This is a genomic window from Bradyrhizobium sp. LMG 9283, from assembly GCF_045571415.1.
Classification (GTDB): domain Bacteria; phylum Pseudomonadota; class Alphaproteobacteria; order Rhizobiales; family Xanthobacteraceae; genus Bradyrhizobium.
Genome location: NZ_CP120691.1, coordinates 4,985,788 through 5,002,555 on the forward strand (window position 1 = coordinate 4,985,788; position 16,768 = coordinate 5,002,555).

Annotated in this window: 20 protein-coding genes; 7 read left to right on the forward strand and 13 right to left on the reverse strand. The window is 64.6% G+C overall.

The window, feature by feature from the left end; genetic code table 11:
• Positions 1 to 26: 26 nt before the first annotated feature.
• The 5 genes from P6U29_RS23585 to P6U29_RS23605 form a co-directional block, all read right to left on the reverse strand.
• Positions 27 to 176, reverse strand: coding sequence for a hypothetical protein (locus tag P6U29_RS23585; RefSeq protein ID WP_007609497.1), 150 nt, complete (start codon positions 174 to 176; stop codon positions 27 to 29).
• A gap of 101 nt (positions 177 to 277) precedes the next feature.
• Positions 278 to 1,099 carry a tetratricopeptide repeat protein gene (locus P6U29_RS23590; RefSeq protein WP_407119405.1) on the reverse strand — a complete coding sequence of 274 codons (822 nt, stop codon included), beginning with the start codon at positions 1,097 to 1,099 and terminating at the stop codon, positions 278 to 280.
• Between the two features lie 32 nt (positions 1,100 to 1,131).
• Positions 1,132 to 1,815: a substrate-binding domain-containing protein gene (locus P6U29_RS23595; protein ID WP_407112513.1), complete on the reverse strand. Its 684-nt coding sequence runs from the start codon at positions 1,813 to 1,815 to the stop codon at positions 1,132 to 1,134.
• Positions 1,816 to 1,833: 18 nt separating this feature from the next.
• The gene (locus P6U29_RS23600; RefSeq protein ID WP_407119406.1) at positions 1,834 to 2,535 is read right to left on the reverse strand and encodes a GrlR family regulatory protein; all 702 of its coding nucleotides are present in this window, start codon (positions 2,533 to 2,535) and stop codon (positions 1,834 to 1,836) included.
• Between the two features lie 191 nt (positions 2,536 to 2,726).
• Positions 2,727 to 3,761 carry a glutamine synthetase beta-grasp domain-containing protein gene (locus P6U29_RS23605; RefSeq protein ID WP_407112514.1) on the reverse strand — a complete coding sequence of 345 codons (1,035 nt, stop codon included), beginning with the start codon at positions 3,759 to 3,761 and terminating at the stop codon, positions 2,727 to 2,729.
• Positions 3,762 to 4,296: 535 nt separating this feature from the next.
• Between P6U29_RS23605 and P6U29_RS23610 the strand changes: the two genes are divergently transcribed.
• On the forward strand, positions 4,297 to 4,500 hold the full coding sequence (locus tag P6U29_RS23610; RefSeq protein WP_407112515.1) for a DUF2735 domain-containing protein: 204 nt from the start codon (positions 4,297 to 4,299) through the stop codon (positions 4,498 to 4,500).
• Positions 4,501 to 4,614: 114 nt separating this feature from the next.
• Here the strand turns inward: P6U29_RS23610 and P6U29_RS23615 are convergent, their stop codons facing one another.
• Positions 4,615 to 4,926 carry an MliC family protein gene (locus tag P6U29_RS23615; RefSeq protein WP_407112516.1) on the reverse strand — a complete coding sequence of 104 codons (312 nt, stop codon included), beginning with the start codon at positions 4,924 to 4,926 and terminating at the stop codon, positions 4,615 to 4,617.
• Between the two features lie 71 nt (positions 4,927 to 4,997).
• Between P6U29_RS23615 and P6U29_RS23620 the strand changes: the two genes are divergently transcribed.
• The 4 genes from P6U29_RS23620 to P6U29_RS23635 all read left to right on the forward strand — a co-directional run bounded on the left by P6U29_RS23620 (position 4,998) and on the right by P6U29_RS23635 (position 7,626).
• Positions 4,998 to 5,741: a tyrosine-protein phosphatase gene (locus tag P6U29_RS23620; RefSeq protein ID WP_407112517.1), complete on the forward strand. Its 744-nt coding sequence runs from the start codon at positions 4,998 to 5,000 to the stop codon at positions 5,739 to 5,741.
• A 23-nt stretch (positions 5,742 to 5,764) separates the two neighbouring features.
• Entirely contained in the window at positions 5,765 to 6,445 is a 681-nt protein-coding gene (locus P6U29_RS23625; RefSeq protein ID WP_407112518.1) for an SDR family oxidoreductase, read from the forward strand.
• Between the two features lie 93 nt (positions 6,446 to 6,538).
• Positions 6,539 to 7,225: a DUF2161 domain-containing phosphodiesterase gene (locus P6U29_RS23630; protein ID WP_407112519.1), complete on the forward strand. Its 687-nt coding sequence runs from the start codon at positions 6,539 to 6,541 to the stop codon at positions 7,223 to 7,225.
• Positions 7,226 to 7,320: 95 nt separating this feature from the next.
• The gene (locus P6U29_RS23635) at positions 7,321 to 7,626 is read left to right on the forward strand and encodes a hypothetical protein (RefSeq protein ID WP_407112520.1); all 306 of its coding nucleotides are present in this window, start codon (positions 7,321 to 7,323) and stop codon (positions 7,624 to 7,626) included.
• A 78-nt stretch (positions 7,627 to 7,704) separates the two neighbouring features.
• Here the strand turns inward: P6U29_RS23635 and P6U29_RS23640 are convergent, their stop codons facing one another.
• Positions 7,705 to 8,310: a GNAT family N-acetyltransferase gene (locus P6U29_RS23640; protein WP_407112521.1), complete on the reverse strand. Its 606-nt coding sequence runs from the start codon at positions 8,308 to 8,310 to the stop codon at positions 7,705 to 7,707.
• Between the two features lie 154 nt (positions 8,311 to 8,464).
• Entirely contained in the window at positions 8,465 to 8,863 is a 399-nt protein-coding gene (locus P6U29_RS23645) for a PaaI family thioesterase (protein ID WP_407112522.1), read from the reverse strand.
• A 119-nt stretch (positions 8,864 to 8,982) separates the two neighbouring features.
• On the opposite strand from P6U29_RS23645, the gene P6U29_RS23650 reads away from it, so the two are divergent.
• The gene (locus tag P6U29_RS23650) at positions 8,983 to 9,762 is read left to right on the forward strand and encodes a cobalamin-binding protein (RefSeq protein WP_407119407.1); all 780 of its coding nucleotides are present in this window, start codon (positions 8,983 to 8,985) and stop codon (positions 9,760 to 9,762) included.
• A gap of 169 nt (positions 9,763 to 9,931) precedes the next feature.
• On the opposite strand, the gene kynU is transcribed toward P6U29_RS23650, so the two are convergent.
• The 5 genes from kynU to P6U29_RS23675 all read right to left on the reverse strand — a co-directional run bounded on the left by kynU (position 9,932) and on the right by P6U29_RS23675 (position 15,166).
• Entirely contained in the window at positions 9,932 to 11,134 is a 1,203-nt protein-coding gene (kynU, locus tag P6U29_RS23655; RefSeq protein ID WP_407112523.1) for a kynureninase, read from the reverse strand.
• 8 nt (positions 11,135 to 11,142) lie between these two features.
• Positions 11,143 to 11,982: a tryptophan 2,3-dioxygenase gene (gene kynA / locus P6U29_RS23660; protein ID WP_407112524.1), complete on the reverse strand. Its 840-nt coding sequence runs from the start codon at positions 11,980 to 11,982 to the stop codon at positions 11,143 to 11,145.
• 35 nt (positions 11,983 to 12,017) lie between these two features.
• A complete protein-coding gene (locus P6U29_RS23665; protein ID WP_407112525.1) occupies positions 12,018 to 12,827 on the reverse strand; it encodes an alpha/beta hydrolase in 810 nt (269 codons plus the stop codon).
• Between the two features lie 281 nt (positions 12,828 to 13,108).
• Positions 13,109 to 14,386, reverse strand: a complete 1,278-nt coding sequence (locus P6U29_RS23670; protein ID WP_407112526.1) for an ArgE/DapE family deacylase — start codon at positions 14,384 to 14,386, stop codon at positions 13,109 to 13,111.
• 54 nt (positions 14,387 to 14,440) lie between these two features.
• Positions 14,441 to 15,166 (reverse strand): pyridoxamine 5'-phosphate oxidase family protein, encoded by a 726-nt coding sequence (locus P6U29_RS23675; protein WP_407112527.1) that lies wholly within the window; start codon positions 15,164 to 15,166, stop codon positions 14,441 to 14,443.
• 75 nt (positions 15,167 to 15,241) lie between these two features.
• Here P6U29_RS23675 and P6U29_RS23680 point away from each other — a divergent pair, with 75 nt between their 5' ends.
• The gene (locus tag P6U29_RS23680) at positions 15,242 to 16,747 is read left to right on the forward strand and encodes a PLP-dependent aminotransferase family protein (protein ID WP_407112528.1); all 1,506 of its coding nucleotides are present in this window, start codon (positions 15,242 to 15,244) and stop codon (positions 16,745 to 16,747) included.
• Positions 16,748 to 16,768 lie beyond the last annotated feature (21 nt).

Sequence of the window (16,768 nt, forward strand, 5' to 3'; positions counted from 1 at the left end):
CGGCTCGCGGAAAAGCCCTTCACGCGTCAATGACGCTTGAAATACTGCACCTCGCGCTCGTGCTTCTCGGCGGCCGCACGGCTCTTGAAAGTGCCGAGGTTACGGCGCTTGCCGGTCTTCGGATTCACCTTGCGTGAATAGAGGCGGTATTCGCCCGATGCCAGTTTGCGGATCATGATCGCGCTCCGTTTTGTCTCGATGTCAACGGCGTTCGCGCCGGCCAGGTTCCGTCAAATCGTGGCCCTGTTCGTGAAGCGCCGCGCAATCGCGATGGCGTTCAGAAGCACAAGGTGGTGACGAGCCTGCCCTGCTTGTCCTTGATCGCATAGGGGCAGCGCAGCCGCTCCAGCGCCTTCTTGGCGTCCTCGTCGCCGAGCGCGGCGGCGCGCTCGTAATAGGCCTTCGCGGCATCCTTGTCCTTCGGACCGCCGCGGCCTTCCTGTGCGAAGGCCCCCATCCGCTCCAGCGCGCCGGGATGGTTCTGCGCAGCCGCCTTCTCGAACAGTGCGCGCGCCGCAACGTCGTCCTTGGCACCGCCCGTGCCCTCGGACAGCATCAGCGCGAGCTGGTACTGCGCTTCCGCGTTGGTCTCGGCAGCCTTGCCGAGCAGCGCGCGCGCCTGCACGGGATCGGCCGGCGCGGCGCCACCTGCGCCGCCGAGCGCAGCGAGATTGCTGACGCCGCGGGGATTGCCGGCCTGCGCCGCCTTCTCGAACAGCTTTCGCGCTTGCGCTTCGTCCTTCGCAACGCCCGAGCCGGTGCCATAGGCGACGCCGAGCTCGACCATCGCCGCACTCGATCCCTTGTCGGCAGCCTTGCGCCAAGCGGCGATCGCCTCTGCCGTCTGCCGGTTGGCCGCATAAGCGCGGCCGAGCGCGAACATCGCGCGCCGCGCGGATGGCGCGGCCTGCTTGCAGAACTTGATGGCGGTTGCAATGTCGGAGGACGCGATCTCCGTGACGCCCTTCACGTCAGCCGGTTTGTCGGGATCGCTGGGATCGGCGGCGACCCGGTCGCACAGGACGAGATCGGCCGATTGCGCCTGCGCCGTCAGGGGCACGGCGAGCGCGAAAAGCATGGCAAGAAGGTAAGTCCGCATAGTCGTCACGTTGCGTCTCCGCCTCGGCGAATTCAAGGCTCAAGTCCCGATTGGCGCAGGACGGGGGCGACCTCTGGCGACGCCAGATTGCGCAGCAACCGATCCGCGGCGTCGGCATGTTTCGCGTTCGCCATGCGGCCAGCGGAGAACACGGCCGGCGTCTGCAGCGCGTGCGGGATCGGACCGACCACCTCGATGCCGCCGACCTGCTTCAGCTCGCTGATCTGCTGCACGGCGAGGTCCGCCTCGCCGGTCACGAGCCGCTCCGCCGTAAAACCCTGCTCGACGATGGTGGCCTTGGCGTTGATATCGGTCGCTATCCCCATCCGCACGATCAGCTGGGCGAAGTACACGCCGCTCGCACCGAGCCGCGAATAGGCGACGGACCGTGCCGCGAGCAACGTCTGACGCAGCGCGGCTTCGTTGGCGATGTCGGGATGCGGCTGCCCAGCCCGCACGGCGATGCCGACGAAGGAGCGCGCCAGATCGGCCGTGTTGCCGGCAACCACGCGCCCCTCGCCGATCATCTCGTCGAGCCCTTCGCGGGTGAGGATGACGAGATCGGCGGCTTCACCGTCGCGCAAGCGCTTGAGCAGCGCCAGGGTCGGCGCGAAATCCGCATCGACATGGATGCCGCTGGTGGCCTCGAAGGTGGAGGACAGGCTGCGCATCGCGCCCATCAGGCCGAGCGTCGAGAGCATGCGGACGTTTTCCATGAGCAGTTCCTGGCGTGATCAGGCGCGATGCAGGAGCTTGAGGGCGGCGGTCAGGCGCAGGCTGCGCCTTCCGGCCAGCGCCGTTGCTTCCAGCACCGCCTGTTCGCTGTCATAGCTGCCGGAGAAGCCGATGCCGACCTCGTGACCGCCGAAGATCGGATCGTCCTTGGCCGGCGTATGCTCCTGGTTGAGAATCTGGCCCTTCCAGCGGCCCTTCGCGGCGGTGTAGCTGCCGAGATAATAGAACGATGCATCGCCGCCGAGGATGCGCCCCTGGTTGAGCAGCATCACGCCGGTGAGTCCGCCGTCGATACCATCGAGCATCCGCAGATGGATCGAGTAGAGACCATCGGCGATGCCTGCTTCGCCGACGCCGCCGGCGATCGGCACCTCCTCGTCCGTGATCGGCGTCATCACCGACTGAAAGGGCACGCCGGGCAGCTCCTTGAGCTGGCCCTCGAAGCGATAGAGATCGCCGTCAGCCCGGCCCTTCGCGATCAAGGTCGCATCGTCGGTGCCGGCCATGGCGCGGTAGTTCGGATCGGGGTTGTGACGGACGGTCTTGATCACGACGTCGACCCCGCTGTCGGTCTTGTCGTAGGTGCCGATATGGGCGAAGGCCGAATTGCCGCCGAGCATCTTGCCGTCGCCGGCATGCATCACGCTCCGGCCGACGGCGTCGCCGAGCTGAAATCTCACCTTGTAGAAGCCTTCAAACACCAGCCGTGTCCCCGGCCCTGCGCGCATCCAAGAGCACTCTATCCCGCTTTCGGCAATGGACAAGTTTCGCGGAGCCGAGGCCGGCACGCTCGGCAACGGCCGTCATCCAAATGCAAAAATCCGCCGGAGCCTTCGCTCCGGCGGATTGAACGCCAACCCGGGCCAGCCCCCCGGCCCGGGCCGGGAGGATCTTAGGCCGCGGCCTTCTTGTCGGTCGGCACGGACGCGATCGTCTTCAGGATCTGCGAGGCGATCTGGTAGGGGTCGCCCTGCGAGTTCGGACGGCGGTCTTCCAGATAGCCCTTGTAGCCGTTGTTGACGAAGGAGTGCGGAACGCGGATCGAAGCACCGCGATCGGCAACGCCGTAGCTGAACTTGTTCCACGGCGCGGTCTCGTGCTTGCCGGTCAGACGCTTGTCGTTGTCCGGGCCGTAGACGGCGATGTGGTCCATCAGGTTCTTCTCGAAGGCCGCCATCAGCGCCTCGAAATACTCCTTGCCGCCGACTTCGCGCATATAGGCGGTCGAGAAGTTGGCATGCATGCCCGAGCCGTTCCAGTCGGTGTCGCCAAGCGGCTTGCAGTGGAATTCGATGTCGATGCCGTACTTCTCGGTGAGGCGCAGCATCAGGTAGCGGGCCATCCACATCTGATCGGCAGCGGTCTTGGAGCCCTTGCCGAAGATCTGGAATTCCCACTGACCCTTGGCGACTTCCGCGTTGATGCCTTCATGGTTGATGCCGGCCGCGAGGCAGAGATCGAGATGCTCTTCGACGATCTTGCGGGCGACGTCGCCGACGTTAGAGAAGCCGACGCCGGTGTAGTACGGACCCTGCGGCGCCGGATAACCCGCAGCCGGGAAGCCGAGCGGACGGCCGTCCTTGTAGAAGAAGTATTCCTGCTCGAAGCCGAACCAGGCGCCGGCGTCGTCCAGGATGGTGGCGCGCTTGTTGGACGGATGCGGCGTCTTACCGTCGGGCATCATGACTTCGCACATCACCAGCACCCCGTTGGTGCGCGCACCGTCCGGGAACACCGCAACCGGCTTCAGCACGCAATCGGAGCTGTGGCCTTCGGCCTGCTGGGTGGAGGAGCCATCGAAGCCCCAGAGCGGAAGCTGCTCGAGCGTCGGGAACGACGCGAATTCCTTGATCTGAGTTTTGCCGCGCAAATTCGGAGTCGGCGTATATCCGTCGAGCCAGATGTACTCGAGCTTGTACTTGGTCATTGAGCCTCTCTGTAGATGATGCGAAAGGTGGGGTTGAGAGCCCCGCACGTTTGTACCCGGCCATCATCGGCCGGCCCTTCCCAAGCATTTTGCGTGCCAAAAAGCCGCAGTGCGGGCGGTTTTCCACAGCGGCCAGCCTCTCCTCGCCACCTCCAGGCGGCCCAGGCCGCTGTGCGTCATAGCAGCGCACCTTCGCGTGAAGCTGCACCGCAAAAATCCCGCGGAAAACGCCCGATTCTGGAGCAGTGGACGCCGTCCCGGAGGTTGCCGACTAAACGCGCATCACCGTCGGGCAATTTTCGCAAACTCTCCGGCCCCTCCCCAGCAACCTTCGGAATGGCCCATGCGTTGGTCAGTGGCAGGCTGCCTTTGGGGATGCAGACCTCCGCCTGCCTACAAATTAGGCGGAAGCTGATTTCCTTTTCAGCACTTTCCAACCCGGGAAGCGCGGCCGATATGGGGATTCCAGTAACCACAATCGAACGAGTCGGGCGCACCATGGAGGCCAAGGCGCTTCGACCAAGGAGAAATCGCAATGATGAACAATGGTCTGAGTCACGGATCTGCGAAGATCTACCAATTCCCCGTCGGCGGCCGTGCGGCTCTCGGGGGACGCCGTTACGACGAGACCCGCCTTCCCACCGATCACGGCTCGCTGCCCTCGAACGTCTCGATCTGCAGCGACAGCTGGTATCACCAGGATGCGGTCGACGAAGCAAAGCCGAAATGGGATCGCTGATGCCTAATGGTCGGTTTGATATCGCCGCGCTCGCGCAAGCGTCAGGCGCCGTTTGAAAAAGGGCCGAAACAACGTTGTTTCGGCCCTTTTTGATTCTTTCGCGAGCCACGCCGTTCAGATCACCGCGCAGGCCGTGACCGGCCGCTTCAGATGCTTGACCGTGCTGACCCCGGCCTTCCCGATGGTCAGCGTGATACCCGCCCCCGAATAGCGCGCGCCAGAGACAGCCAGCTGCTTAGCGAGCGTGACAGGCTCGCCATCGATCTGAAGAAAGGCGCGCTTGTCGCCATCATAAAAACCAACGATGAACTGAGTACCATCGGCGCAGCGGTAGGTCTGGAAGGTCTGTGCATCAGCCTGCCGCGCATTGATGCTTCCGATCGCCAGCATGGTGATCGCCAAAAGAATGGCCTTGTGCCGGCCCATGATCGCCCCCTGTAATAGACCTCAAGGACGCCAACCGTGCATCCAGTGGAACCATAACCCAAGCCGATCCCATGTCAGACTCCCCTGCTCGCCATCTCGCCTTGCAAGGCGCAAGCAATTTTCGCGATCTCGGCGGCTACCCGACCACCGATGGCCGCACCACGCGCTGGCGGCACATCTTCCGCTCCAATCATCTCGGGCAGCTCACCGCCGCTGATGTCGAGATCGTCCGCGCGCTGGGTGTCCGAAGCGCATTCGATTTCCGTGGGCTGGAGGAGCGCGCGGCCGGCATCTGCGTCGTGAACGAGATCACGGTGCATTCGCTGCCGATCGAACCGACCGTCGTGGCCGCGCTACGCGCCGAACTCGCCCGGGGCACGTTGACCGCACCGGTCGCGCTCGAGCTCATGCGCGAGTCATATCGCAACTATGTCCGCCACAATACGCACAGTTTTCGCGCGCTGTTCGGCCATCTGCTGGAAGACCGCGCGCCACTCGTGATCCACTGCACTGCCGGCAAGGACCGCACCGGCTTTGCCAGCGCGCTGATCCTGCATGCGCTGGGCGTGCGCGACGATGTCATTGCCGAGGACTACCTCTTGACCAATCGGCACTACACGCGTGACGCGTCAAACGCCTCCGATCTTCCGGCCGATGTTCTCGACGCGATCGGCAGCGTCGAGCCCTCGTACCTGGCGGCCGCTTTCGAGGCGATCGATAGCGAATATGGCGATCTCCAAACCTATCTGCGCGACGGGCTCAGGCTCGGCGCGGCCGAGCGAACCGCATTGAAGGCGCGCTATCTGCAATCATAGGCCACCACGCCGGGAGAACGATGATGCAAGACAAGGTCCTGATCGTGACCGGCGCATTCGGTGCGCTTGGAAGGGTGGTTGCGGAGACCGCACAGGCGCGCGGCGCGCGGGTTGCCGGCATCGATCACGCACCTTCGCAGAGTCCCGCAAGGCCTGAAAGCATCGAGATCGGCGGCGTCGATCTGTCCGACGCGGCGCAGGCGAAGACGGCGATAGATGCGGCGGCAAAGCATTTCGGCCGGCTCGACGCGCTGATCAACATCGCCGGCGGTTTTGTTTTCGAGACCGTCGGCGACGGCGACATCGCGACGTGGCAGCGGATGCATGCGTTGAATGTCCTGACCGCGCTCAACACCTCGCGCGCGGCGCTGCCGCACCTCCTCGCGTCCAAGGCCGGCCGCATCATCAATATCGGCGCTATGGGCGCGCTCCAGGCCGGCAGCGGCATGGGCCCCTATGCCGCGTCGAAAGCCGGCGTTCATCGCCTCACCGAAGCGCTCGCCAACGAATGGAAGGGTAAGATCACGGTCAACGCCGTGCTGCCCTCGATCATCGACACCAAGGCCAACCGCGCCGCCATGCCGAAGGCGGACTTTTCCAAATGGGTGACGCCGCAGGAGCTCGCAGAGGTGATCCTGTTTCTCGCCAGCGATGCCGCCAGCGGCGTCACCGGCGCGCTGATCCCGGTCGGCGGCCGGGTGTAGTGCCTTTAGGTCGAAACGTCCGAGCGCCTCGGATTCAATCGGAGCCGAGAAGGCTCTAGACTACACGCAACTGATTCTTCGATCGGACCATCTGTGGAAACCGCGCTCTACCTGCCCGTCAAACGCTTCCTCGAAGAGCTCGGCTTCACGGTCAAGGGCGAGATCGGCGGCTGCGATCTCGTCGGCCTCAGCGCCGGCGATCCGCCGGTCGTGGTGATCGGCGAGCTCAAGCTTGCCTTCAATCTCGAACTGATCCTGCAAGCGGTCGATCGCGCACCGGCCGGCGACGAGGTCTGGATCGCGGCGAAGATGTCAGCGCGTGGCAAGGGACGCGAGAGCGATGCGCGCTACCGCAATCTCTGCCGCCGCCTCGGCTTCGGCATGCTCGGGGTCACCGACCGCGGCCAGGTCGAGGTGCTGGTGAAGCCGCCCACGGCGGCCCCGCGCCGCGAGCCGAAGATTCGCTCGCGACTCGTCGCCGAGCATCAGCGCCGCCAGGGCGATCCGGCACTCGGCGGCAGCACCCGCGCACCGATCATGACGGCCTATCGGCAGCAGGCGCTGGCCTGCGCATCAGAGCTCGCGGCAGGTCCGCGGCCCGTACGCGAGCTGCGCGAACGCTGTCCCGATGCCGGCAAGATCTTGCTCAATAATGTGTATGGCTGGTTTGAACGCGCTCAGCGGGGAATCTACCGGCTCACCGAAGCCGGACACGCTGCCCTGAAACGCTGGCCTCAGCCGCTGGTGGAGGTCGGCGCCGGTGCTGCGTCACCGCCATGACACCCGACCGGTGCATAGCTGAGCTGCCACACCAATTACATATTGCAATGCAACATTCGCGGCACTAGGTATCCCGGCATCAAAATGAGGCCGTTATGAGCGCAGACTGGAATACCAAATATGGCACGCGGCGCGTGCGCCACGATCCGCCCACCCTGGACGAGGCGATCTTCGCCGCTGTCGGCATCACCGACGACCAGGCGCAGCAGGCCGAGATCGCCGCAGCTTTGATGGGGATGCCGCTCGAGATCGTGCAGGCCGAGGTGAAGAAGCAAGCCCGCGCCAACAGCCGCATCACGGCCACGCGGGTGATCGCCGGCGAACAGGGCGCGCAGCGCTCCGTCGTGGTCGAACGCCGCGTCGTTCGGCGTTTCGGCGCCGACAAGCGCACCGGCACCTGAGCCCTCATCTTCGACCTGGAAATACGAAAGCGGACCGGTCTTGCCGGTCCGCTTTTTGATTCCCGTCCGCGATTTGGGCTACGCGGCGCGATTGCCGTACATGCTTGAGATCAGCTTCCAGCAAGTGCTGTTGAAGCTGAGAAGAGCGCGCCCGGCCATGAAGGGCGAGGCCGCCAGATCAGCGAGCTCGGCCTCGGGCGTCTTGGCGAGGTCGATCGTACCGGTCGATTCGCCGTGGCGGAAAGCCAGATGCGCCCCAAACTTCCGGGCGAGCGCCCGCATCGCGTGATTTTCGGCGCCCGTCGTGATGCGCAACTGCTTGTAGCCCTTCCAGCGCGCCTCCGCGATCAGGCGCCGGAACAGCACGGTGCCGACGCCTTGACGGCGCGCGGAGGCCTCCACGCTGAAGGCGACCTCGGGCAGCGAATCGTCTTCCGGCGGATGCAGCTCGGCCGCACCGCGGACCACGCCATCGACGATATAAGCAACGATCACGGTGCCATCCTCGGCGCAGCGGGCGGCGTAGCGCTCGATGAAGCTGTCGTCGAGAAAGCCGTTGAAACGGTCGTGCCGGCTTCCGGCGTCGAGTCTGAGCAGGTGATCGCGCAGCAGCGGCAATTCTTCCTGCTGGATCAGGGTCCGCACATAGCCCGGGGCAGTGCGGACGGTCTCTTCAAGTACCACGTCAAAACTCCTCTTGGTGTCCCTCGAGGAGGCGTTCGAATCCCTAGGTCCCCTATATTGTGCATCGCACCATGCTTTTCAAGACGGAGACCTGCCCAACTTAGAGGCAGCAAAAAAGCGACCAATTCATTAATAAAATCAAGGTCCCGTAGTGTTACAGCACCAGCTGCGTCTGGGTCACCACGGCAACCAGCTTGCCGTCCTCGGTTTCCAGTCGGGTGGTCCAGATCTGGGTCCGCCGGCCACGATGGACTGGGGTGGCCGTGGCGATGACAGTGGCTCCCTCCTTGGCCCCGCCGATGAAGTTGGTCTTGCTCTCCAGCGTGGTCGTGCCCTTGGCGTCCTCGGGCAGATTGATCACGGTCGCCGCCGCGCCGACGGAATCGGCGAGCGCCATCACCGCCCCGCCATGGATGGTATGATGAAGCGTGCAGAGATCGGGCCGAACCGTCATCCGCGCCACCACGCGGTCCTTCTCGGCCTCGACGAACTCGACGCCTTTGAGCTCGGCGAACGGCATCTTCATCGCTTTAAGTTTCTCGAGCGGCGTCATCGGTTCTCCTCCCAATTCCTTGTTATCTCAGCGTGAATTGCTTCAGGCGGCAAGGCAATGACCTCGGAGGTAATAGCCACCGTGACATCGCCCGCGGCATGAGCGCATATGGTCCCACCATGCGCCACTTCCCGCCCCGCCGCATCGTCTGTCTGACCGAAGAGACGGTCGAAACGCTCTATCTGCTCGGCGAGCAGGACCGCATCGTCGGCGTCTCCGGCTACGCCGTCCGCCCGCCGCAGGTGCGGCGCGATAAGCCGCGGGTGTCGGCCTTCGTCTCAGCGGACATCCCGAAGATTCTGGCGTTGGAACCGGACCTCGTACTGGCCTTCTCTGATCTCCAAGCCGGCATCGTCGCCGACCTCGTCCGCGCCGGCATCGATGTGCATGTCTTCAACCAGCGCGACGTCGCCGGAATCTTGGCAATGATCCGCACGCTGGGTGCGCTGGTTGGCGCCGCCGGGCGCGCGGAAGACCTTGCGCAAGGCTTCGAGCGGCGCCTCGCGGCGATCGCAGCAACGCCCCGCCCCTCGCCCCGACCAAAAGTGTATTTCGAGGAGTGGGACGATCCACTGATCTCCGGCATCGGCTGGATTTCCGAATTGATCGAGATCGCCGGCGGTGCGGATGCGTTTGCCGAGCTGCGGCATCGGCAGGCGGCGAAGGAGCGCATCGTTTCGGCGGAGGCGGTGCGCGAGGCCGCGCCCGATGTGATCCTCGCCTCCTGGTGCGGCAAGAAAGTCGTGCCTGCCCGCATTCGCCAGCGCAATGGCTGGAGCAATATCCCCGCCGTGCGCGACGATCGCATCATCGAGATCAAGTCGCCGATCATCCTCCAGCCCGGGCCGGCGGCGCTGACGGATGGGCTCGATGCGATCGTGACGGCCTTGTGGGGTTGAGCGCGAATCAGTTGACCGCAGCTCTCGTGTCCCGGACGCGCCGCAACGCCTCAGCGTTGCTGCGCAGAGCCGGGACCCATCTCGCGACGGATTTCGGGTGCCGCGTGGGCCCCGGCCCTGCAGCGCACGCTAAGAAGCGCTGCGCTGCATCCGGGGCACGAGATCTTCCTCACGTCACCGCGTTCACGACCTGATATTCCGGCCGGCGCCACACCTCGCCTACGATCACCTCTTCGATGATCTCGGCCGCCCTCGTCACTTCGTTCTCACCGATATATAGCGGCGTGATCCCGAACCGCATGATGTCGGGCGCGCGAAAGTCGCCGATGACGCCGCGTGCGATCAGGGCCTGCATGGCGGCATAGCCGCCGTCAAAGGCAAAGGAGACTTGCGATCCACGCTGCTCATACGCGCGCGGCGTCACCAGCTTTAAGGACGGGCAGCGTCGCTCGACCTCGGCGATCAGGAGATCGCCGAGCGCCAGCGAACGCGCACGGACCTCGGCGACATCGACCCTGTCCCAGATCTCGAGCGAGGCCTCCAGCGCCGCCATCGCCAACACCGGCGGGGTGCCGACGCGCATGCGCTCGACGCCGCCGGCTGCCGCATAGGCGAGCTCGAACGCAAACGGTTTTGCGTGGCCCATCCAGCCGGACAGAGCCGCACGCGCGCTGTCGGCATGGCGCGGCGCGACATAGAGGAAGGCCGGCGCGCCGGGACCGGCGTTGAGATATTTGTAGGTGCAGCCGGCAGCGAAATCGGCGCCGCAGCCGGAAAGATCAACTGGCAGCGCGCCGGCGGAATGGGCGAGATCCCAGACCGTGACAACGCCGAGCGCATGCGCTTTCGCGGTGAGCTTCGCCATGTCGTGGCGGCGGCCGGTGCGGTAATCCACCTCGGTGATGTAGAGCACCGCGATCTCTTCCGACAGCGCGGCCTCGATCTCCTCCGGTGCCACCAGACGCAATTGATGGCCGCGCCCGAGCGTCGTGATCAGGCCCTCGGCCATGTAGAGGTCGGTCGGGAAGTTGCCGGTGTCCGACAGGACGATCTTGCGGGACGGGGTCATGTCGAGCGCGGCGGCGAGTGCCTGATAGACCTTCAGGGACAGCGTGTCTCCCACCATCACCGAGCCGGCTGCAGCACCGATCAACCGCGCGATACGATCGCCGATATGGCGCGGCTGGACATACCAGCCTGCGGTGTTCCAGGCGCGGATCAGCTCGTTGCCCCACTCGTCGGTGATGACGCGATTGACGCGCTCGGCAACGCCCAGCGGCAGCGCACCAAGCGAGTTGCCGTCGAGATAGATCACGCCGTCAGGCAAATGGAACAGTGCCTTGGTGTCGTCATAGACGCGAAGCCTGGTCATGGACATCCCTACAGAATCGTACGCACGCGCCAGAGTTCGGGAAACAGCTCGACCTCCAGCATGCGCTTGAGATAGCTAACGCCGCCAGTGCCGCCGGTGCCGCGCTTGAAACCGATGACGCGCTCGACCGTCGTCACGTGGTTGAAGCGCCAGCGGCGGAAATAGTCCTCGAAATCGACCAGCTTCTCGGCCAACTCGTAGAGCATCCAGTGCGTCTCCGGCGCCTCGTACACGATACGCCAGGCCTGCAGCACGCCTTCATTGAAGCTATGGGTCTCGCGAACATCGCGCGCCAGCACAGCCGCAGGCATCTTCAGTCCGTTGCGCTCGGCGAGCCGCAGCACCTCGTCATAGAGGCTGGGCGTCGCGAGTTCGGCTTCGAGCAGCTTCATCGTCTCAGCATCGTGCGCGTGCGGCTTCAGCATGGCGTGGTTGCGGTTGCCGAGCAGAAATTCGATCAGCCGGTATTGGCGCGACTGGAAGCCCGAGGACTGGCCGAGTTGGGCGCGAAAGCGGGTATATTCGCTCGGCGTCATCGTGCGTAGCACGTCCCAGGCGTTGTTGAGCTGCTCGAAGATCCGCGACATCCGCGCCAGCATCTTCATCGCAGGTTGCACCTCATCCCGTGAGATCGCACGGCGCGCTGCACTGAGCTCGTGAATGGCAAGCCGCATCCACAGCTCCGTGGTCTGATGCTGGATGATGAACAGCATCTCGTCATGCGCTTCGGACAGCGGATGCTGCGCGCCAAGAATCGCATCCAGCGCGAGGTAGTCGCCATAGGACATGCGCTGGGCGAAATCGGTCTCGGCGCCTTCGCTTGCAGGATCGTAATCGCGGGACGTCATGACAGGTCCTTTCGATCGATCTTCCCCGGCTTCGCTCAGTCGAGGCCGATCAGGCGGGCGGTGATCGGCGAGGATGGGTCCTTCAGCCCGTCGATCACGGTAAAATGGTTGAGACCGGGATCGATGACGAGGTGCGTCGGCACGTCGAAGCCGGTCCAGATATTGGCCATCAGATCGGACTGGCGGATGAATTCGGGCCGCTCGCTGCCGCCGACCCAGGCGGTCACAGGCGAATGCCCGCGCGGCAGATGCAGCGCCGCGCTTTCCAGCGTCGCCTCCTCCATCGTCATGCGCAGCGTCTCGTTCATCCTGGTCTTCAGGAGTGGACGCAGATCGTGCAGGCCGCTGATCGAGAGCGTCCCGGCGATGCGGTTGTAGACGGCGGGCTCGAGCCGGCTGTCGTCGCACAGCATGCGCGTGACGAGATGGCCGCCGGCGGAATGGCCAGCGAGCCGGATCGGCCCTGAGACGAGTGCTGCCGCCTTGGCGACAGCGGCGGCGATTTCTACGGTGATATCGGAGATGCGTGTGGCCGGCGTCAGCGTGTAGCTCGGCAGCGCCACCGTCCAGCCATGATGGCGCGCGCCTTCGGCGAGATCGGTCCAGCTCGACTTGTCGAAGCGCATCCAGTAGCCGCCATGGACGAACACGACGAGTCCCTTGCTGTCGCCGTCGGGCAGGACGAGGTCGAGCTTCTGGCGCTCGCCGGCGCCATAGGCGATGTCGGGACGAAATTCCTTCAGGCCGGCGCGGTAGGCCGCCGCCCGCTCCGCCAACAGCGCAGGCATCTTGTCCGAGCCCGGGATATGGGCCGAATTGGCATAAGCATCATCCCAATCGCGCATCATTGCTCCCGAGGACTCGTCCAGCGAACCGGGCGCCAGTCTGCCACCGGCGCGGCCGGCATCCTAGTCTTTATTTTAAGCTTAAAGGATTCGGGAGGAGCCCATCGATTGCGCAGCCGACGACTGGCCCGGTGCGTTCCTCGGGCGCGGTGCAGCGTGCAACGATGCGCTGCTGAACCGGGGTCCAGTGCATGCGGCGACATGGGTCCCATCTCTGCGGAGCACCACGCGAAACGACGCTTCGCATCGTCCGCGCGCTGCACCGCGTCCGGGACACCAAACTACGCCTTCTCCACGCCGCACCATTCCGCGATGAACAGGGCGATCGCCTTGGTCGTCTTCTTCAGAGAGTCCAGGTCGACGTACTCGTTGAAGCCATGCATCTCGCCGCCGCTTGCGCCGAAGCAGAGGCTCGGGATGCCGTGGTTCAGACCGTAGAAGCGCGTGTCGGTCAGCGCCGTGAAGACGAGATCCTCTGGCATGCCGCCATAGACCTTGTTGAAAGCCTTGCCGAACGCGGTCTCAGGCTCCGCCGCGTCGGTCAGTTCATAGCCTTCCGACAGGAAGCCCGACCATTCGATCTCCGGCGGATTGTTGGCGAGGAAGCGGTGGTTACGCGAAGCGGCAGCGACGCAAGCCATGATCTCCTTCTGGTGATCGGGGATCGACCAGCCCGGCAATACGGCAATGCGACAGTCGACGTCGCACCAGGCCGGCACGCTCGAGGCCCAGTCGCCGCCCTTGATGATGCCGGGGTTGAAGTTGATGGGATTGTTGAGCGTCTTGAAGTGGCGATCGGCCTTGGCGCGCTCGTTCCATTCGATCTCAAGCTTTTGCAGAGCCTGGATCAGGTGATACGCCGCCATAATCGCATTCGCGCCGGAGCCTGCAAAAGCGACATGGGTCGGGTGCCCCTTCACGCGCAGGCGAAACCAGATCACGCCGACCTGTGAGCGCACCATCTTGCCGCCGGTCGGCTCGGGCATGAAGCAGGCATCGGCACGGTAGCCGCGCTGAAGCGTCGAGAGTGCGCCGACGCCGGTGCTCTCCTCCTCGATCACGGATTGGAAATGGATCCGTGCCGTCGGCTTGAAGCCGGCGGCCTTGATCGCATCGAGTGCGTAGAGCGCGCCGATCGTGCCCGACTTCATGTCGCAGGCACCGCGGCCGAACATCTTCCCGTCCTTGATGACGGGTGAGAACGGCGGAGTATCCCACAATTCCAGCGGACCTGCCGGCACCACGTCGCAGTGCCCCTGGAGGATCAGCGATTTGCCGGCGCTCGTTTGCGGACGGTAAGTGCCCACCACCGAGCGCGCCTTGGAGAAATCGTGCTCGATTGGGCCGAAGCCGCGAAGATCTTTTAGATCGTCGACATTGATGTGCCAGTCGTCAACCTCATAGCCGCGTTCGCGCAGGAGGTCGCCGATCATGTCCTGGCACGGCCCCTCCGCCCCGCGGGTCGAGGGGATCGCGACGAAATCACGTGTGGTCGCAAGCTGGGCTTCGAAGCCGCTATCGACGGCGTCAAGAATCCTCTGCTGCGTTTCGGCATTCATCAGGCAACTCCATTCGGGCATTCAGATCATCGATGGAGCGCAAGCTAACCGATTTCAGCCGTTCGGGTACTCCACAAAATAAGCATCCCGCAATGCATCTTCGAGCAGCCGGCCTTCCGAATAGCCATTCAGCGTCGCAGGCCGGCTCACGCCGTCGAGCAGGCGCGGGCACGGCTCCGGCGCACCGAGCACCGTGCGCACCGGAATGCGTTCCGCATAGATCGGCAACGCGTAGTCCTCGTCGTCGTCAGCGACACCCTTGGCACGGATCTTGGCCGAGGCTTCCTCGATCTCCATCGCAATGAAGGACGTTGCCTTGATCTCCTGCGTGGTGCTCTGTCGCAGGCCAGCGGTGCGATCCGGGAAGAAGCGATCGACCATTGCGATCACCGCCCGCTCCTTCTCCTCGGGATCGGTGACGAGATAGGCCGTGCCGAATGCCATCACCGCGCGGTAGTCGGCGGAGTGGTTGAAGCCGCAGCGCGCCAACACGAGGCTGTCGAGGTGGGCGACCGTCAAGCAGACGCGCTCGCCCTTGGTCTGGTTGCGCAACATGCGGCTGGCGCTCGATCCGTGCCAGTAGAGCTTGGTGCCCTCCCGCCAGAAGAAGGTCGGCGTGCAATAGGGCTGGCCGTCGATCACATAGGAGACGTGGCACAGCATCGAGGAATCCAGGATGCGATGAACCGTATCGTGATCGTAGAAGCCGCGGTCGTGCCGGCGCTTCACCTGGTTGCGCGCCGATGTCGGATAGGAATTTGAGGTCTCGGTGTGGCTCACGGCCGCTCCTGCTCGGATTGGATGAATTCTGGAGCAGTTGTAATGGCACATTTGGTCTGCGATAGTTCCAATTCCATGCAAAAAATTCCGACCAATTCTTCCTCCCGAGCCAAGACCGAGCTTCCGCTCGACCTCACCGGCCCCCATGTCACGGCCGGCGCTTCCGCCGCGCACCGGCTCTATCAGGCGCTGTGCGAGATGATCGTCTCCGGACTCGTCAAGCCGGGCGAGCCGCTGCCGCCATCGCGGACCTTGGCCAGGCAGACCGGCTTCCGGCGCAACGCCGTCGTCACCGCCTATGAGCGCCTGATCGCCGACGGCTTTGCCGACGCAACCGTCGGCTCCGGAACGTTCGTCGCCACACGTATCCCCGCGAGGGGGGCCGAGCCGAACAAGCCCAAGGTGGTTGTCGAAACACCCAGGCAAGGCGCGTTCGCGCTCGGCTGCACCCATATCGACGAGCGTGCGGTGCAGCGTTTTCGCGCTTTCGTCGGCCGCCGAATGCGCGCGTTCGGGTCCGAGCACCTGCATTATGGCGATCCTCGCGGCAGCCGCGAGCTGCGTTCGGCGATCGCCGATCATCTGCTGTCGGCGCGCGGACTACGCTGCGACCCCGATCAGATCATGCTGACGTCGGGCACGCTGCACGGGTTGCGCATCGTGCTGAGCGCAATCTTGAAATCCAATGACCAGGTGTGGTGCGAGGACCCCGGCTATCCCGCCGCGCGAAAGACCATCACGCATTGCGGCTATCGCGCCGTGCCTGTCGCCGTCGACGAGCACGGGATGCGTGTCGCCAAAGGCCGCATCGCGGCACCGTCGGCGCGCGCGGCCTACGTCACACCGTCGCACCAGTTTCCGCTGGGCGTGCAGATGTCGATGCCGCGGCGGCTCGAGCTTTTGGACTGGGCGAGGCAAGCCGGCGCATTCGTGCTGGAGGACGATTACGACAGCGAATTCCGCTATGACGGCGCACCGCTGATGTCGCTCGCCGGCATCGATCGCCTCCAGCGCGTGATCTACCTGGGCACGTTTGCCAAGACGCTGTTTCCGGGCCTTCGCATCGGCTATTGCGCCCTGCCCGAACGCCTGATCGCAGACGTGACAGCTGCGCGCGCGGCGCTCGATCGCTTTCCCGGCACGCTGATGGAAGGCGCGGTGGCGGACATGCTCAATTCCGGGGCCTTCGCTGCGAACCTGAAGCGCGTGCGAAAGCTCTATCGCGAGGCCCGCGATGTGCTCGCCGAAACGCTGGAAGTCGCATCCGATGGCGCGCTTTCGGTGCCGGTGCCCTCACAAGGCCTGCACCTTGTTGCCCGGTTCGATCCTTCGGTCGATCTGTCGGTGGCAGCGCGTGCCAAGCAAGCGGCCGGCGCGGAAGGCTGGCTATTGGCCGACACCTACTCGCGCGGGCGTCCGCTGCCCGGCTTCGTGCTGGGATTTTCCGGCCACCCGGTTCCACAGCTCGTGACCTCCGCCGGACGTCTTGCCAGGGAATCGCGCGCAGCTTGGGCGCAAGGCGAAAATCGGCCCGCCGGGCGTAACGAAGCTTCACTATCAGAATCGCCCGCCGCTCCCTAAATTGCGGCATCGATGCCGGGA

Excerpts from the sequence above, each read along its gene's own strand:
- P6U29_RS23585 (WP_007609497.1), bottom strand. The coding sequence starts at position 176 with ATGATCCGCAAACTGGCATCGGGCGAATACCGCCTCTATTCACGCAAG.
- P6U29_RS23590 (WP_407119405.1), bottom strand. The coding sequence starts at position 1,099 with ATGCGGACTTACCTTCTTGCCATGCTTTTCGCGCTCGCCGTGCCCCTG.
- P6U29_RS23595 (WP_407112513.1), bottom strand. The coding sequence starts at position 1,815 with ATGGAAAACGTCCGCATGCTCTCGACGCTCGGCCTGATGGGCGCGATG.
- P6U29_RS23605 (WP_407112514.1), bottom strand. The coding sequence starts at position 3,761 with ATGACCAAGTACAAGCTCGAGTACATCTGGCTCGACGGATATACGCCG.
- P6U29_RS23610 (WP_407112515.1), top strand. The coding sequence starts at position 4,297 with ATGATGAACAATGGTCTGAGTCACGGATCTGCGAAGATCTACCAATTC.
- P6U29_RS23615 (WP_407112516.1), bottom strand. The coding sequence starts at position 4,926 with ATGGGCCGGCACAAGGCCATTCTTTTGGCGATCACCATGCTGGCGATC.
- P6U29_RS23620 (WP_407112517.1), top strand. The coding sequence starts at position 4,998 with ATGTCAGACTCCCCTGCTCGCCATCTCGCCTTGCAAGGCGCAAGCAAT.
- P6U29_RS23625 (WP_407112518.1), top strand. The coding sequence starts at position 5,765 with ATGCAAGACAAGGTCCTGATCGTGACCGGCGCATTCGGTGCGCTTGGA.
- P6U29_RS23635 (WP_407112520.1), top strand. The coding sequence starts at position 7,321 with ATGAGCGCAGACTGGAATACCAAATATGGCACGCGGCGCGTGCGCCAC.
- P6U29_RS23645 (WP_407112522.1), bottom strand. The coding sequence starts at position 8,863 with ATGACGCCGCTCGAGAAACTTAAAGCGATGAAGATGCCGTTCGCCGAG.
- P6U29_RS23650 (WP_407119407.1), top strand. The coding sequence starts at position 8,983 with ATGCGCCACTTCCCGCCCCGCCGCATCGTCTGTCTGACCGAAGAGACG.
- kynU (WP_407112523.1), bottom strand. The coding sequence starts at position 11,134 with ATGACCAGGCTTCGCGTCTATGACGACACCAAGGCACTGTTCCATTTG.
- kynA (WP_407112524.1), bottom strand. The coding sequence starts at position 11,982 with ATGACGTCCCGCGATTACGATCCTGCAAGCGAAGGCGCCGAGACCGAT.
- P6U29_RS23665 (WP_407112525.1), bottom strand. The coding sequence starts at position 12,827 with ATGCGCGATTGGGATGATGCTTATGCCAATTCGGCCCATATCCCGGGC.
- P6U29_RS23670 (WP_407112526.1), bottom strand. The coding sequence starts at position 14,386 with ATGAATGCCGAAACGCAGCAGAGGATTCTTGACGCCGTCGATAGCGGC.
- P6U29_RS23680 (WP_407112528.1), top strand. The coding sequence starts at position 15,242 with ATGCAAAAAATTCCGACCAATTCTTCCTCCCGAGCCAAGACCGAGCTT.